This window comes from Streptomyces sp. NRRL F-5135, assembly GCF_000719775.1.
Classification (GTDB): Bacteria; Actinomycetota; Actinomycetes; order Streptomycetales; family Streptomycetaceae; genus Streptomyces; species Streptomyces hebeiensis.
On sequence record NZ_JOHR01000010.1, the window covers coordinates 80,183 to 95,992 of the forward strand.

Annotated in this window: 11 protein-coding genes; 4 read left to right on the top strand and 7 right to left on the bottom strand. The window is 72.0% G+C overall.

Features of this window, described 5'->3' with window-relative positions; genetic code table 11:
- Nucleotides 1–106: 106 nt before the first annotated feature.
- Complete coding sequence (locus tag IG02_RS0119370; protein ID WP_037803543.1) at nt 107–688, top strand: TetR/AcrR family transcriptional regulator C-terminal domain-containing protein; 582 nt, start codon at nt 107–109, stop codon at nt 686–688.
- 73 nt (nt 689–761) lie between these two features.
- Here the strand turns inward: IG02_RS0119370 and IG02_RS0119375 are convergent, their stop codons facing one another.
- The 3 genes from IG02_RS0119375 to IG02_RS0119385 all read right to left on the bottom strand — a co-directional run bounded on the left by IG02_RS0119375 (nt 762) and on the right by IG02_RS0119385 (nt 3,563).
- On the bottom strand, nt 762–1,502 hold the full coding sequence (locus IG02_RS0119375) for an SDR family NAD(P)-dependent oxidoreductase (RefSeq protein ID WP_030749355.1): 741 nt from the start codon (nt 1,500–1,502) through the stop codon (nt 762–764).
- 193 nt (nt 1,503–1,695) lie between these two features.
- Complete coding sequence (locus tag IG02_RS0119380; RefSeq protein ID WP_030749356.1) at nt 1,696–2,904, bottom strand: cytochrome P450; 1,209 nt, start codon at nt 2,902–2,904, stop codon at nt 1,696–1,698.
- 392 nt (nt 2,905–3,296) lie between these two features.
- A complete protein-coding gene (locus IG02_RS0119385) occupies nt 3,297–3,563 on the bottom strand; it encodes a hypothetical protein (RefSeq protein WP_030749359.1) in 267 nt (88 codons plus the stop codon).
- A 217-nt stretch (nt 3,564–3,780) separates the two neighbouring features.
- On the opposite strand from IG02_RS0119385, the gene IG02_RS0119390 reads away from it, so the two are divergent.
- Nucleotides 3,781–5,595 (top strand): serine/threonine-protein kinase, encoded by a 1,815-nt coding sequence (locus IG02_RS0119390; RefSeq protein ID WP_051765326.1) that lies wholly within the window; start codon nt 3,781–3,783, stop codon nt 5,593–5,595.
- 71 nt (nt 5,596–5,666) lie between these two features.
- Here IG02_RS0119390 and IG02_RS0119395 read toward each other — a convergent pair whose 3' ends face one another.
- Nucleotides 5,667–6,263 carry a dihydrofolate reductase family protein gene (locus tag IG02_RS0119395; RefSeq protein WP_030749371.1) on the bottom strand — a complete coding sequence of 199 codons (597 nt, stop codon included), beginning with the start codon at nt 6,261–6,263 and terminating at the stop codon, nt 5,667–5,669.
- 307 nt (nt 6,264–6,570) lie between these two features.
- Nucleotides 6,571–6,948 (bottom strand): hypothetical protein, encoded by a 378-nt coding sequence (locus tag IG02_RS0119400; protein ID WP_030749374.1) that lies wholly within the window; start codon nt 6,946–6,948, stop codon nt 6,571–6,573.
- Nucleotides 6,949–7,349: 401 nt separating this feature from the next.
- On the opposite strand from IG02_RS0119400, the gene IG02_RS0119405 reads away from it, so the two are divergent.
- Nucleotides 7,350–8,564, top strand: a complete 1,215-nt coding sequence (locus tag IG02_RS0119405; RefSeq protein ID WP_030749376.1) for a phospholipase D-like domain-containing protein — start codon at nt 7,350–7,352, stop codon at nt 8,562–8,564.
- A 109-nt stretch (nt 8,565–8,673) separates the two neighbouring features.
- Here IG02_RS0119405 and IG02_RS0119410 read toward each other — a convergent pair whose 3' ends face one another.
- On the bottom strand, nt 8,674–10,152 hold the full coding sequence (locus IG02_RS0119410) for a glycoside hydrolase family 16 protein (RefSeq protein ID WP_030749379.1): 1,479 nt from the start codon (nt 10,150–10,152) through the stop codon (nt 8,674–8,676).
- Nucleotides 10,153–10,521: 369 nt separating this feature from the next.
- On the opposite strand from IG02_RS0119410, the gene IG02_RS0119415 reads away from it, so the two are divergent.
- Complete coding sequence (locus IG02_RS0119415; protein ID WP_030749382.1) at nt 10,522–12,807, top strand: HelD family protein; 2,286 nt, start codon at nt 10,522–10,524, stop codon at nt 12,805–12,807.
- A gap of 220 nt (nt 12,808–13,027) precedes the next feature.
- Here the strand turns inward: IG02_RS0119415 and glgB are convergent, their stop codons facing one another.
- The gene (glgB, locus tag IG02_RS0119420; protein WP_199814049.1) at nt 13,028–15,619 is read right to left on the bottom strand and encodes a 1,4-alpha-glucan branching enzyme; all 2,592 of its coding nucleotides are present in this window, start codon (nt 15,617–15,619) and stop codon (nt 13,028–13,030) included.
- Nucleotides 15,620–15,810 lie beyond the last annotated feature (191 nt).

Below are 15,810 nucleotides of genomic sequence, written 5' to 3' on the forward strand. Positions count from 1 at the left end.
GTCAGTGACCAAAAATCAATCGAACGCCTCTTCGGACGCCTCGTCGGGTGCCTCTCCGGACGCCTCCTCGGGCGCCTCGGCCAAGGCGCGGCTCGACACCGCCACCGTGGTGCGGGCGGCGCTGGAGCTGCTCGACGAGAAGGGGATGGACGCGGTCTCGATGCGCGCCATCGCCGAGCGTCTGGGTGTGCGGATGAACACGGTGCTCTGGCACGCCAAGTCGAAGGCCCGCCTGCTCGACCTGATGGCGGACGCGATCGTGGCAGGCGTCTCGCTGGACGACCTGCCCGAGCCGTGCGAGGCGCGGGTGCGCGAACTCGCCCACCGCTACCGGCGTGCCCTGCTGGCCCACCGCGACGGTGCGGCGGTCGTGGCCGGTACGTACGTCGCCGAGCCCGCCACGCTCGGTGCGGCCGAGGAGGTCGTACGGGCGCTGCTCGACGGCGGACTCTCCGAGCGGGAGGCGGCGTGGGCCTGCTTCACCGTCATCTACTTCGTCCTGGGCCTGGTCCAGGAGGAGCAGGCCGCGCCGGAGGCGGGCGGCCACCGGCTGGGCGGGGCGGTGGGGCCGGTGAGCTATCCCGCGCTGAACCGGGTGGTGGGCCACTTCGAGAGCGGAACGTTCGACGAGCGTTTCGACTACGGTCTCTCGCTCATCCTCCGCTCGCTGTCCATGCGGGGCGCCTGACGGCACCGTCGGGCCACGGGCCGGCTCCCGCGTCCGACCTTCTAGTGCCGCGTCAGCCTTGGCTGACGCGGCACTAGAGTCCGCCGGAGACCCGCATGACCGTACCCGTGGTGTACGAGGCGTCCGGCGAGAGCAGCCAGGCCACGGCCCCGGCGATCTCGGTCGGTTCGCCCGCCCGGCCGAGCGGGATGCGGGACGCGACCCGCACGGGACGGTCCGGGTCACCCATCGCGGCGTGAATCCCGGTGTCGATGACGCCGGGAGCCACCCCGTTGACCCGGACGCCCGCCGGTCCCAGTTCCTTCGACAGACCGACCGTCAGCGCGTCCGTCGCCGCCTTGGTCGCCGCGTAGTGGACGTATTCCCCGGGGCTGCCCAGCGTCGCGGCGGCCGAGGAGACGTTGACGATCGAGCCCCGGCCGAGCGCCGTCATGTCCCGGGCGGCCCGGCGGCAGCAGAACAGGTAGCCCAGCAGGTTCACCTCCACGACCCGGCGCAGGTTATCCGTGGTGGCGTCCGCGAGCCCGCCGAGCGGGCCGGTCACGCCCGCGTTGTTCACCAGCCCCGTCACCGGCCCGAGTTCGGCCGCGGCGGTGTCGAAGAGCCGTTCCACGTCCGCCTCGTCGGAGGTGTCCGCCCGCACCGTGACACAACGCGCCCCCGCCGCCCGTACGGCCGTCGCCGTCTCCTCCGCCGCCGCGCTGTTCGTGATGTGGGCCAGAACGATGTCGTGCCCGTCCGCCGCCAGCCGGCGGCAGGTCGCGGCGCCGATACCCCGGCTGCCGCCCGTGACGACGGTGATGGGCCGTGACATGTGGTTCGTTCCCTTCGACGCCGGGTGCTCGGCGGCCCTGCCCCGTCGGATCTCCGGTCGCAGGCCGGGCCGCAGTGCCGGACCTGCCCAGATCGTAATCCGCCCGCTGTCCGGCGGGGTTGTCGGGTCGATCACCCGTACGAGCCCCCGGCCCCGCTCCCGGCCTGCGGCCCGCCGGCTCCCGGCCGGCTTCCTACCAGGCGACCGGCAGCTCGTGCGGGAAGCGCCGGATCGTCTCCGTGTCCCAGCGCACCTCCTCGGCGGGCACCGCGAGCCGCAGCGCGGGGAAGCGGGCCACCAGTCGTCCGATGGTCGCCTCCAGCTCCGCCATGGCGAGGGGGGCGGCGATGCAGCGGTGTCCGCCCCAGCCGAACGTCATGTGCGGGCTCGGCGGCCGGTCCACGTCGATCACGTCCGGGTCGGCGTACCGCTCCGGGTCCCGGTTGGCCGTCAGGTACGAGACGTGCACGAAGTCGCCGGCCTTGATCCGCGCGCCCAGCAGCTCCACGTCCTCCAGGGCCACCCGCGGGATCCCCACCCCCTTGCGGAAGGGGATGTAACGCAGCAGCTCGTCCAGCACCGGTGTCAGCGTCTCGGGCCTCTCCCGCAGCCGGGCCATCAGCTCGGGGCGGGTCAGCAGCAGGTACGAGATGTTGCTGATCTCGCAGGTCGCCGTGTCGTGCCCGCTCAGCATGAGCGTGAGCGCCATGACGGCCAGCTCCTGGTCGTCGAAGACGTCGTCCCCGTCCTTGGCGGCGGCCAGCGCGCTGAGCAGGTCCTCACCCGGGGCGCGCCGGCGCTCGAGCACCAGCTCGCCGAAGTACTCCCGCAGACTCGCCTTGGCGCCCGCCGCGGCCTTGCGTGCCTCGGGGGCCGTGGCCAGCAGGCGGTGCGCGTACTCCTGCATCAGGGGCCGGTCCTGGGCCGGGATGCCGAGCAGTTCGCAGATCGTGTGCTGGGGCAGCCGGTCCGACAGGTGGTGCACGAGGTCGGCCGGCGCGCCCCGCTCGGCCATCTCGTCGAGGAGCGAGTCCGCGATGGACTCGATGGCGGGCCGCATCCGGTCCACATGCCGCTTGGTGAACGCCTGCGAGGCCAGTCGGCGCAGCCGGGCGCTGCGCGGCGGGTCCATCACGTTGACCGACTCGGGGGAGACGATCGGCTCCGGCGTCAGCCGCGGATAGTCGTGTCCCATGATCCCGGCCCGGCTGAGCCGGTGGTCGGTCGTCACCTGCCGGACCCCCTCGAACCCGGTGACCAGCCAGGCGTCGGCCGTTCCGTAGGGCAGCCGGATGCGGGTGATGGGGCGCTGGGCGAGGTCGGCGAGCACCGGATCGAAGTCCAGCCCCTCGCTGAAATCGAACGGACAGGTCGGGACGGGTGTTTCGGTGACTTCGGTCATCGCGTACTCCAGGGCGGGCGGGTGAGCGCGCACGTCGACGAGGGGCAGATGCTGAGGGGACAGGTACCCGGGCATACGTACCGCCCTCGATTCCCGTATATGCCGGTCCGTGCGCGAATGGCTACGACTCGTCGGAGATGACGTGGTCGAACCATATGGCCGCCTGGTGGTACTACACCGCATCATCGCCCATATGGGCGAATTGAGGCATCGGTTATTGACGCCCGGGGTGGGGCCTGCCTTCCGGCCGGAGCCGGGACCGGGCGGACACTCGTGCGTCCGATCACCCCCGTAACGCAACACACGACACCAAAGGCGGGGGTGGCTCCCGGCTCACCGGAAGGGCCGGGGGAGCCGGGAGCCGCCGCGCCGCCCCGAGGGGCTGTCCGCGCTCAGATCTTGACGTACAGGCTGACGTAGTCGCCGACCTTGCCCGCTTCGACCTCGCAGGTGTAACTGCGCCACTTCTTCGCCTCGACGCCGTCGTTTCCGACGCTCCGGCAGAGGCTGATGGCCTTCTTGACGGCCGCGGAGTCGGTGAACGGGCCCCAGGACTTCGCGGGCCCGGCGGCGAAGGCGGCGGGTGCGGCGGCGATGCCTGCCGTGCCGATCGCGGCGAGCGCGGTGACGCTCGCGGCTGTCCGCTTCCAACGTGTCATGCTTCCCCCTGTGGTTGGCGTGTGACAGCGGAGACGCGGTACCGGGCGGGAGGGTTCCGGACGACGGCGCGTGATACGCGCGAGTTCCTCGGCTCCGGGCCGTACGTGTCGAAAGCCGCGCCGCCGCGCACCCTGCCGACGCCTTGGCCGTGCCCGCGCCGAGCTTCGGTAGGCTCAGCGACCTAAGAGGCGAATAAAGAAAAACTCGGGGGAGACCATGACGGAACATCAGCGGGAACCGCTGCGCGCCGACGGAGCCGGTGTTTCGGCCGGGGATTCGGAGGTGTTCCAGCCGCTGGGCGAGGACGATCCCCGTACCGTGGCCGGGTACGTGCTCAGTGCCCGGCTCGGCGCCGGTGGCATGGGGAAGGTGTACCTCTCCTACACGCCCGGCGGGCGCCCGGTGGCGATCAAGGTGATCCGCCCGGAGTTCGCCGAGGACGCGGAATTCCGCCGCCGGTTCCAGCGGGAGGTGCGGGCCGCCCAGCGCGTGCAGGGCCTCTACACCGCGCCCGTGATCGACAGCGACACCGAGGGCCCGCACCCCTGGCTGGCCACCGCCTACGTACCGGGGCCCTCCCTGCACGCGGCGGTCGACGCGCACGGCGCGATGCCGGTGGCGAGCGTTCTCCTGCTCGTGGCCGGGATAGCCGAGGCCTTGCAGGTCATCCATGGCGCGGGCATCGTCCACCGTGACCTCAAGCCCTCCAACGTGCTGCTCGCGGCCGACGGCCCGCGCGTCATCGACTTCGGTATCGCGCGGGCTGCCGACACCACCGCGCTCACCGGTACCGGCGCCAGTATCGGTACCCCGTCCTTCATGTCGCCCGAGCAGGCGACGGGCGCGAACTGCACCGAGGCGACCGATGTGTTCGCGCTCGGCCAGATCGCGGTCTTCGCCGCGACGGGCGCCGCCGCCTTCGGCGACGGGCCCTCGCACGGGGTGCTCTACCGGATCGTGCACGAGGACCCGGACCTGTCCCGGCTGCCGGACGAACTGCGCGAGATCGTCACCGGGTGCCTCAGCAAGGACGTGACGCTGCGGCCGTCCCCCGCCAGGATCATCGAATGGTGCGGCCGGGCGTCCCAGGACCCGGCGCTGCGCCGTCCCGACGGCTGGCTGCCGTCCTCCTACGCCGCCGACCTCACCCAGGCCGCGGCCCCGACCCCGCCGCCCGCTTATCCCCAGACGCAGACGGCCGGGCCGGCGAACACCCCCCGCCCACCGGCGGTCCATCCGCCGACCCAGCCCGTACACGCGCAGCCGGTAGCTCCCCGGGCGGCACATCCGCAGTCCGCGCGTCCCGGGGTGGCGGGCGGTCACACCTACCCGTCGGCCGCCGGGTATCCGGCGCCCGGTGCCTTCCCGGGGTACCCGGGGACGGTGCCGCCCCAGCCCTCCCGCAAGCGGAACCGTGCCGGGCTGATCGTCGCGGCGGTGGCCGTCGGCGCGCTCATCGGCGGCGGCGCCTACGCAGCCGGACAGTACGGTGCCGACAACGGCTCGGAGAGCGCGAAGGACAGTGGGCGGGGCGGCGCGTCGCAGCCCGGAGGGAGGGCTTCCGGGGAGGCTTCAGGAGCGGCGTCGGACGCTGGTGACTCCGGCGGGAAGGCCAAGGCTCCGGCGGATCCGAAGGGGGCCGTGTACAAGAACATCAGCATTCCCGAGGGGTACTCGGTGACCTTCGCGGACGAGCCGCCGCGCCCGGAGGACCTCGATGTGAACTACGAAGGGGACTTCGGGTACTCGATCGACCTGTTCGAGGACGAAACGGTCGCCACCAACAGTTCCGACAACACCATGGCACTGCTGGACTCCGGTGAGCCGGGTTCGCTGGCCGGCTGCCGCTCCAACACCCGGTACACCACGTCCATCCCGCGGGAAACCCTCAGCAAGGGGTCCCGGATCTGCGTGAAAACCGGCTCGGGGCACTACGGCCTGGTCACCGTGCGCGAGTTCGCGCCGAAGGAGTCACCGAGCCGGTTCGTCAGCGTGGACCTCACCGTATGGCGCAACGCCGCCACCTCCTGAGCGGCTGAGTCGCGGCGGCCGTTCCCACGGGCCCGGCCGCCTCCGTCCTGCCGGTGCCCGCGGGGCGGCCGCTACCCGGCGGCCGCCGGCCGGTACGTGCACACGTTCGCGCCCGTGTCACTGGTGGTCGTGGAGACCAGCTCCAGCGTGCGCAGCGTGGCGTCGTCGGGCCAGATCGTCTTGCCGCCGCCGAGCAGCACCGGCATGACCACGAGCCGGAGCTCGTCCACCAGACCCTCGCGCAGGAGGGTGCGGACGAGCGTGGGACTGCCCATGACCACCAGGTCGCCGCCTTGGGCCCCGCGCAGTTCCCGGATACGGGCGACGGCTTCGGCGCCGGGGACGCGCGTGGTGTTGTTCCACGTCAGCTCGTCGTCGCCGAGGGTGGCGGACACCACGTACTTCGGGATCGCGTTCATCCGGTCGGCGAACGGGTCACCGGCCCGCTCCGGCCAGGCGGCGGCCATCGTCTGCCAGGTGCGGCGCCCGAACAGCAATGCCTCGGCCTCGGCGAGCGCGCCCGCGAACGAGCCGCCCACTACCTCCGGTTCGAAGAAGGCGTGTGACCAGCCGCCGTGCGCGAATCCGCCGTCGGTGTCCTCGTCGGGCGCGCCGGGTGCCTGCACGACGCCGTCCAGGCTGATGAACTCGGTGATCAGGATGCGCATGAGAACGGCTCCTCTTGCTCGCGCTGCTTCAGCGGTTACGGCAAGGGAGACTGTCATACGGGTCGGACATCATCGGTGAAGCCGCAGCCGCGTCGATCCGGTGCGGGCGCGGGGCGGGCCCGGCCGGTGACCGGGCCGGTGGCGGGCGCCGTCATCGCTCCATGACCTCATGGCGCGGACGCGCGAAACCCGCCACCGGAAACGGCGCCGCCGACGCGCGATCGCGCCGACGACGCCGCGGCCGTTCAGGCAGGCCCGACAGGAGCAGTCGAGCCCGGATCCTTTCCGCGTTGCCGGACTGTCGTCACTAGCACCGCGGAGTTACCGGGTCGTCCTTGACGAGCGAGGCGCGAATGTACCTGTCCGGCCCCTGACCGGAGATACGGAACCACTTGATCTTGTCCCGGATCACATGGCAGTCCAGGTTGACGAACTCCTGGTCGAAGATGATTCCCCACTGCTCGCCGTCGCGAGTGGGGGTCTTGCGGACGATCGCGTTCGGCCCCTTCTTGATCTGGGCCCTGACCGCTGCCGTGTGCTCGTCCGGCTGTGGCGCCGAGACGGTACGGGCGGCGTCGAAGGCCGGTTCGGCCGTGGCCGAGGTGGCCGCCACGACTCCGCCGCTCGCGACCGCGAATGCCGTGACGACGGCGAATGCCCTGGCCTTGTTCCGCAGTTCGTACATTGTTCCCTCTCTCTTCTGGGCGGGGAAAATGTTCTTCTCCTTTATCCCGGGTCGAGTGGTGCGAAATCCAGAGAGATCGGGTGTTCTCACCCGTGCGGGTACTCAATGGCGCCTTCATGTCAGGGCGTTGTCGCTTGGAGGACGTTCTCGCTCGAATTAAAAAATGGTGGCGGCAATGTAAATAGGATTGGGGAACGTTCAGTTCAATGGTGGAGGCCGTGGTCCTGTGCCCCGTCGCGTCGCCCGTCGCGTCGCCCGTCGCGTCGCCCGTCGAGAGAGCCGCCCCGGCCCCCTGCCCCCGGCACTCCCGGGGCGGTAGGGTCGCGGGCGGAAAATGGCATGTGCACAGCTCAATCGACGCTCTGGGGGGAGACGCGGTGTTCTCGCGCGTACGTGCTCGTATGACCGCTGTGGGGTCGGCTCTGGTGCTTGCCGCCGTCGGGCTCGGGGCCACCGGCCCGGTGGCCCGGGCCTCGGCCGCCGATGTGCCGCCGATGGGGACCGTCTTCAACGATCCGACCTCGGCGGACGCGGCCCGGCAGAATGCGATCCGTGACCGGGTCCGCGATCTGATCGCCGCCGCCGACGAAGGCTCCACCATCCGCATGGGGCTGTACCACCTTTGGGACAACACGGTCGCCCAGGACCTCGTGGCCGCGCACCGGGACCGTTCCGTCAAGGTGCAGGTGGTCCTGGACGAGTCGACGATCAGCGCCGACGTGGCGAACCCGGCCGTCTCGTACAACACCCTCAAGGCCGCGCTCGGCACCGACATCGCGGCGTCGTCGTACGTGAAGCTGTGCGCCGCCGGACGGTCCTGTCTCGGTTCGGCGAGCGGCGGCATCAACCACAACAAGTTCCTGCTCTTCAGCAGCGTCGGCGGCGGGGCGGCCCGGCAGGTCGTCCTCCAGACGTCCTCCAACCTCACCCCGTCCAACTACGCGCGCTACTGGAACAGCGCCGTCGTCGTCGCGGGGAACGCCGCGCTCCACTCCGCGTACAGCGACTACTTCGTCAAGCTCGGCAAGCAGGACCGGGCCAACTGGTCGTACACGTACGCCAACGCCGGCGACTACAAGGTCTACTTCTTCCCGCGCGCCGGTACGACGGACGCGAGCGACACGGTCGTGAACACGCTGGACAACGTCGGCTGTACGTGGACGGACGCGGCCGGCTCGCACCGTACGGTGATCCGCGCCGCCATGCTCAAGGTCACCCGGCAGGGCGTGGCCGACGCGCTGCGCGCCAAGGCGGCCGAGGGGTGCGCGGTCGATCTCGTCTACAGCGAGACCGACAGCGGGACCTGGAACGCCCTGCACGGGCAGAGCCGCCTGACCGTCCGCTGCTACCAGCACGACCACGACGCGGACAAGGACACACCCAACCGGATCGTCCACTCCAAGAACATGATGATCGACGGCATGTACGCGGGGGAGCGGTCGAAGCTCGTGTTCACCGGCAGCCACAACTGGAGCGGGCCCGCACTGCGCGACAACGACGAGGCGATGCTGCGCGTCACCACACCGTCCGTGTACGACGCGTTCCTGGCGAACTTCACCCAGGTGCGGGCGGCGGCCAGTCCCGGCACGGCGGACGACGTCGCCGCCTGCCGCTGACCGGCGCTCCCGACGGCGGCGGGCCCGAGTCGCCACCGAGCGAGGGCCGGTACGGGCGGTACGGGCGGAGACGACCCGTACCGGCCGTACCGGCCCGTTGGTCCGGCGGTCAGCCGAACGGGATACGCACCACCGACTGGTTGCCGATGCCCAGTGTGCTCGCGCCGTTGCCGATCGCGTTCCACACCTCCACCCGCACCTTGCCGTTCACCAGGTCGCCCTGCGACCCGGTGGCCGACGCCTGCCCGCTCGCCTGCGTGTAGTGCTCGTATCCGGGTTCGGGGTCGGTGGCGAAGTACCGGTACGTCTCCGTGCGGTCCCACGTGCCGTCGCCCGTACGGTCATAACTCACCCGGACCTGCTGCCCGTTGCCCACGGTCCTGCCCGCGTCCACGAAGAGGTCGAACTGCGTCGCGCCGCCGTTGTACTTCCGGGTGATCGGGCCCGAGGTGAAGACCTGCGGGTTGTGCGCCGTACCGTCGTAATTCCCGCCGCCCGCCGAGGCCAGGGAGGCCGTCGACGCCGAGCCGGTGGAGTCGCCCAGGCCGCCTCCGGCGCGCGCGTACAGCTGCGAGGATCCGGACGGCGGCGGGTCGGTCGGCGGGGGCTCGGACGTGCCGCCGCGCGACCACACGGCCACGTAGTCGACCAGCATCGGACGGCCGGGCACGGTCTCGGCCGTCGGGGTCTGGCCGCCCAGCGCGTTGGGGAAGGCACCGCCGACCGCCACGTTGAGGATGATGAAGTAGCCGGCGTGGTCCGTCATGTTCGCCCAGCTCGCGGCGTCCATCTGGTTCTGCCGTACGGTGTGGAAGAGCTGGTCGTCCACGTACCAGCGCAGCTCGTTCGGGGTGGCCGCGCGGTCCCACTCGAAGCGGTAGGTGTGGAACGCGGACTGGCAGCTCGCCCCCGGGCAGGCGCGGCTGGCGCCGAGGCCGGTGGACTCGTTGCAGGGGCCGCCCGGGCTCACCCCGCAGTGCAGCACGCCCCATACGGAATTGATGCCGTTGACATTCTCCATGATGTCGAATTCACCGATGCCGGGCCAGTTCCAGTAATTGCCCCGGTACGGTGAGCCGAGCGCCCAGAAAGCGGGCCAGTAGCCGAGCGCGGCGTTCCCCGTCACATTCGGCATCTGGATACGGCTCTCGATGCGCAGGGTGCCGCCGGCCGGGGGCTTGAAGTTCGAGCGCTGCGTCTCGATCCGGCCCGAGGTCCAATTGCCCGCGCCGTCCCTGAGCGGGGTGATACGGAGATTCCCGTTGCCGTCGAGGCTCAGGTTGTCCGGGTTGGCGGTGTAGCTCTGGACCTCGCCGGTGCCCCAGTTCGCGGGACCGCCGGGGTAGCTGTGGCCGGTGTCCGTGATCCAGTTGGCGGCGGAGGGCGGGGTGCGGTCCGCGCCGTTGAAGTCGTCGCTCCATTGCAAGGTCCAGCCGGGCGCCGGCGGTACGGCGCCGCGCGCGGTTCCCGCGCCCGTCACGCCGACGAAGCCGGCCAGGGCCACGGTCAGGGCGAGCAGGGTGGCGAGGACCGGTGTGCGCGCGGTACGGCGGGCCGGCCGGACGGGCCAGGTGGGGGTCGATCTCAAGGAAACACCTCCGGTGCGGTGCGGATGGTGCCGAGGGGACGAGAGGTCTCGTGTCCGAGGCCCCACGTCTGCTGAGAGCGCTCTCAGAACGTGTCAGTACGTCTTGTAGCGGGGGTCGGTACCGCCCGTCAATGGCGCCCGTGCCGCCGGGGGTCCCCTCGCGCGCCCACGGCCCGCCCGGGCGCACGGTTTCACGCGGCGCTGATCACACAAAACAACCCCGGTCCGAATTGACGGCCGGGGTTCTTCCCTGCGTATATTGGATGATTGCCGCACGCCTTTCGCGTGAAACATAAGACCAACTCGCTCTGAGCAGCGTATCGAACAGGGGCTGAATTGTCAAACGAGGAATTGCGGGAAGCGCGGGAATTGCGACACGAACAGCAATTCGTCTCGGTCCTCTACGAGCGCCTCGACACACTCCGCGAGCAGGCCGAGGCCGCGGTCGAGGTGTCGGCCGGCCAGGTCAGCACCGTGCGGCAGGCACGCGTCGAGCGGGACATCAGCGTCGCCGAGCACTCCGGACGGCTGGCCACGCTCAACGCCGTGGAATCCGGGCTCTGTTTCGGCCGGATCGATCTCGCGGACGGCGTCAGCCACCACATCGGGCGCCTCGGAATGCGCCGCGACGACCAGGAGCGCACCCCGCTGCTGATCGACTGGCGGGCCCCCGTGGCACGCCCCTTCTACCTCGCCACCGGCTACACCCCGATGGGGCTGCGCAGGCGTCGCCACATCACCACCCGGGGGCGCGAGGTCACCGCGCTGCACGACGAGATCATGGATCTCGCCGACACCACCCGCACCGGCTTCGAGGACCCCGACGGCGACGCGGTGCTGCTCTCCGCCCTGAACTCCGCGCGTACGGGCCGGATGAGCGACATCGTGCAGACCATCCAGGCGGAACAGGACCGCGTCATCCGGGCCCCGTACCGCGGCGTCCTGGTCGTGGAGGGCGGCCCCGGCACCGGCAAGACCGCCGTCGCGCTGCACCGGGCGGCCTACCTGCTCTACGCGCACCGCGAGCGACTCGCCCGCCGCGCCGTGCTGATCGTCGGGCCGAACCCCGCCTTCCTCGGCTACATCGGCGAGGTGCTGCCCTCGCTCGGCGAGACCGGGGTGCTGCTGGCGACGGTGGGCGAGCTGTTCCCCGGCGTACGGGCCACCGGTACGGACACCCCGCGCGCCGCCGAGATCAAGGGCCGCGCCGAGATGGCGCGGGTGCTGGCCGGGGAACTGGCCGACCGGCAGACCCTGCCCGATCCCGTCCTGGAGATCGCGCACGAGGACCACGGCACGCTCGTGCTCGACCGCGCCACGGCCGAGGAGGCCCGGCGGCGCGCCCGGGACACCGGGCTGCCGCACAACCTCGCCCGCCCCGCCTTCGCCTTCCGGATCATCGACGCCCTCACCGAGCAGCTCGCGGACCGGATCGGCGCCGACCCGCTCGGCGGTCCCAACCTCCTCGACCCCGCGGACATCGCCCAGCTCGGCAAGGAGATCGCGGGCAGCCCCGAGGTGCAGGCCGCGATCGACGCGCTCTGGCCGAGCCTGACAGCACAGGAGCTCGTGGCCGGCTTCCTCGAGGACCCGGCCCGGCTGGACCCGGAGGACGCCGCCGCCGTACGCCGTCCCGCGCCCCGCACCGGGACGGACGCCAGGATCGACTGGACCCCCGCCGACGTGCCGCTGCTGGACGAGGCGGCCGAACTGCTCGGCGAGGACGACAGCGCCGCCCGGGCCGCCGCCGCCCGGGAGCGGCAGGAGCGGATCGAGTACGCCCAGGGCGTGCTGGAGCTGTCCTACGGCTCCCGCACCCAGGAGTTCGAGGACAAGGAGGACGAGGACTCGGAGGTCCTGGCCGCGCACGACATCATCGACGCCGAGCGGTTCGCGGACCGGCACGAGGAGATCGACACCCGCAGCGCCGCCGAACGCGCCGCCGCCGACCGCACCTGGGCCTTCGGCCATATCGTCGTGGACGAGGCACAGGAGCTGTCCGCGATGGCCTGGCGGCTGCTGATGCGCCGCTCGCCGAGCCGGTCCATGACGCTCGTGGGGGACCCGGCGCAGACCGGCGACGCGGCCGGCTGCGACACCTGGGAGGAGATCCTCCGGCCGTACGCGGGGGAGCGCTGGGAGCTGACCAGGCTGGGCGTCAACTACCGTACGCCGGCCGAGATCATGGCGGTCGCGGCCGAGGTGCGGCGACTGGCCGAGCCGGGCTTCGAGCCGCCCCGGTCCGTGCGCTCGACCGGCGCGCACCCGGTGGTCCGCGCCGTCCCCCGGCCCGAACTCGCCCACGCGGCGGCGGAGCTGACCTCCGAGCAGGTGAAGGAACAGGCGGCCGAGGGGCGCGAGGGCCGGCTCGCGGTGATCGCCCCGCAGGGCCTGCTGCCCGTGCTGGCGGCGGAACTGCCCGACGCCTCCTGGGGCCGCACGCCCGACCTCACCCGGCGGGTCGTCCTGCTGGACGCGCGGCAGGCGAAGGGCCTGGAGTTCGACACCGTCGTGGTCGTGGACCCGGAAGGCATCCTGGACGGCTCGCCCCGCGGGATCAACGACCTGTACGTGGCACTGACCCGGGCCACCCAGCGGCTGGGGATCGTCCGGGACCGCGACGTGCCGCCCCGGCCGGCGTCCCTGGCGCCGTAGGACGCCATGAGGGAGAAGACGCCATGGCCCCCGCCGGAGAGCGGATCCGGCGGGGGCCACGCGGTGCCCGCGATGCTACGTCAGTCGGCACGTGAGGGCACGTCAGTAATGCCGTTCCGTAGTTGTTCGTGCCTTGGCGCCGTCCTGCGGGGCGTGCGTACCCCGGCCCCGTCCCGTCGGCCGTCCGTACGCCGGCGCGGCCGCGCCGGGGGACGGTCCATCAGCCGGCCGGACGCAGCCACACCGTCGCCAGCGGCGGCAGCGTCAGCCGGATGCTCGCCGGCCGGCCGTGCGCGCCCACCGACTCCGGCTTCAGCGCCTCGTCGTTGAGCACGTCGCCGCCCCCGTACCGCGCCGCGTCCGTGTTGAGGACCTCCGTCCACGCCGCGAGCTCCTCCGGCACCCCGAGCCGGTACTGGTGGCGCACCACCGGCGAGAAGTGCGAGACCGCCAGCAGGGGGGCGCCCTCGGCGTCGTAGCGCAGGAACGCGAAGACGTTGTCCTCGCTCGCGTCGCCGGCCACCCACGCGAAGCCCTCCGGCGCGGTGTCCCGCTGCCACAGCGCGGGCGTGGCCGCGTAGACCGCGTTCAGGTCGCGGACCAGGTCGCGCACGCCCCGGTGGTCGGCCTCGGCCTCGTACGACGGGTCCAGCAGCCACCAGTCGGGGCCGTGCCCCTCGGACCACTCCGCCCCCTGTGCGAACTCCTGCCCCATGAAGAGCAGTTGTTTGCCGGGGTGGGCCCACATGAAGCCCAGATAGGCCCGCTCGTTGGCGCGCTGCTGCCACCAGTCGCCGGGCATCTTGGAGACGAGCGAGCGCTTGCCGTGCACGACCTCGTCGTGCGAGATGGGCAGGACGTAGTTCTCGCTGTAGGCGTAGACCATGGAGAAGGTCATCTCGCCGTGGTGGTACTTGCGGTGCACCGGCTCCTTGGAGACGTACTCCAGCGAGTCGTGCATCCAGCCCATGTTCCACTTGAGCCCGAAGCCGAGGCCGCCGAAGCCGTCGGGGCCCACGTGGTGGGTGGCGCGGGTGACCCCGTTCCAGGCCGTGGACTCCTCCGCGATGGTGACCACACCGGGACAGCGGCGGTAGACGGTCGCGTTCATCTCCTGGAGGAAGGCCACGGCGTCCAGGTTCTCCCGGCCGCCGCGCTCGTTGGGCACCCACTGGCCCTCCTGGCGCGAGTAGTCCAGGTAGAGCATCGAGGCGACCGCGTCCACCCGGAGCCCGTCCACATGGAACTCCTCGCACCAGTACACCGCGTTGGCCACCAGGAAGTTGCGCACCTCCGGGCGGCCGTAGTCGAACTCCAGCGTGCCCCAGTCCGGGTGCTCCGCCCGCCGGGGGTCGCTGTGCTCGTACAGCGGCGGCCCGTCGAACCGCGCCAGCGCCCACTCGTCCTTCGGGAAGTGCGCGGGGACCCAGTCGACCAGCACGCCGATGCCCGCCCGGTGCAGCGCGTCCACCAGGTACCGGAAGTCGTCCGGGGTGCCCATCCGGGAGGTCGGCGCGTAGAAGCCGGTGACCTGGTACCCCCATGAGCCGCCGAACGGGTGCTCCGCGACCGGCATCAGCTCCACATGGGTGAAGCCCAGGTCCTTGACGTACGCGGGAAGCTGGGCGGCGAGCTGGCGGTACGTCAGGCCGGGTCGCCAGGACCCCAGGTGGACCTCGTACACGGAGAACGGCGCCTCGTGAGCGGGCCGCCGCGTCCGCCCGGCCATCCACTCGTCGTCGTGCCAGACGTGGTGGGACTCGGTGACGACGGACGCGGTCGCGGGCGGCACCTCCGTGTGCCGGGCCATCGGGTCGGCGCGCAGCGTGTGGCTGCCGTCGGGACGGGTGATGTCGTACTTGTAGAGCGCGCCCTCACCGACCCCCGGGACGAACAGCTCCCACACCCCGGTCGAACCCAGCGAGCGCATCGGCAGGGCGGTGCTGTCCCAGTACGTGAAGTCCCCGGCGATCCGCACGCCCAGCGCGTTGGGCGCCCACACCGTGAACCGGGTGCCCGTGACGCCCTGGTGGGCCATCGGCCGGGCGCCGAGCGCCTTCCACAGCTCCTCGTGCCGGCCCTCCCCGATCAGGTGCAGGTCCAGCTCGCCGAGCGCGGGCAGGAAGCGGTAGGGGTCGTGCACCTCCAGCTCGTCCCGTTCCCCGGCGGGCGCGTCGTCGTCGCCGTAGCGGACGAGGAGGGTGTAGTCCGGCACGTCGCGCAGCGGCAGGATCCCGGAGAAGAAGCCGTCCCCCTCGTCGTTGAGCAGGGCCCGCGTGTGCGGCTGCCGGACGACGACGGTCACGGCCCGCGCGTACGGCCGCAGCGTCCGGACGAGCACACCGCCCGGCACGGGGCGCGCCCCCAGCAGCGCGTGCGGATCGTGGTGTGTTCCGGACAGCAGGCGCTGCCGGTCGCCGTCGGCCAGGGGGGCCGCCGCTCGTACCGCTCGTACGGGGCGGCCGGCCGAAGCGGACGCGGACGCCGGTGCCGGCGTCGCCGCCGCGGGTGCCGGTGCGGCGACCGGTGCCGGTGCCTTGCGGGGCCCGGGCGTTCCGGCGGCGGCTCTCGTGCCGGTCGCGGCGGTCGTACCGGAGTCGGCGGTGGCCGGGCCCGTGCCCGGGGCGGCGCGGACGGGGGCGGGCGCGGACGCCTTCGTGCTCTTCGAGCGAGTCCGGGCCGGGGCGTTGTTGGGGGTGTTCGGAGCCTTCTTCGACGCCCTGGACGCGCTCTTCGTCGTGGTTTTCTTCGGCGGCTTCGGCGGCTTCGGCGGCTTGGCCGCGGGCTTGCTCTCGGCGGCCGGTGCGGGCATCGGTCCCGGGACGGAGTCACGGGGTGTGCCGGGCTCGGACGGGCGGTCCGACGGCTGGTCGGACGGCGGGCGGGCGGTCACGGGGTGCTGCCTCCTCGGCGGGCTTCACTGCGGGGCGGTCGGAGCGGGTACGGGCGCGGGGCCGGACCGGTCGCGGCCGGTAGGGGGACGGGGCCGGTGAGGGCCGGACG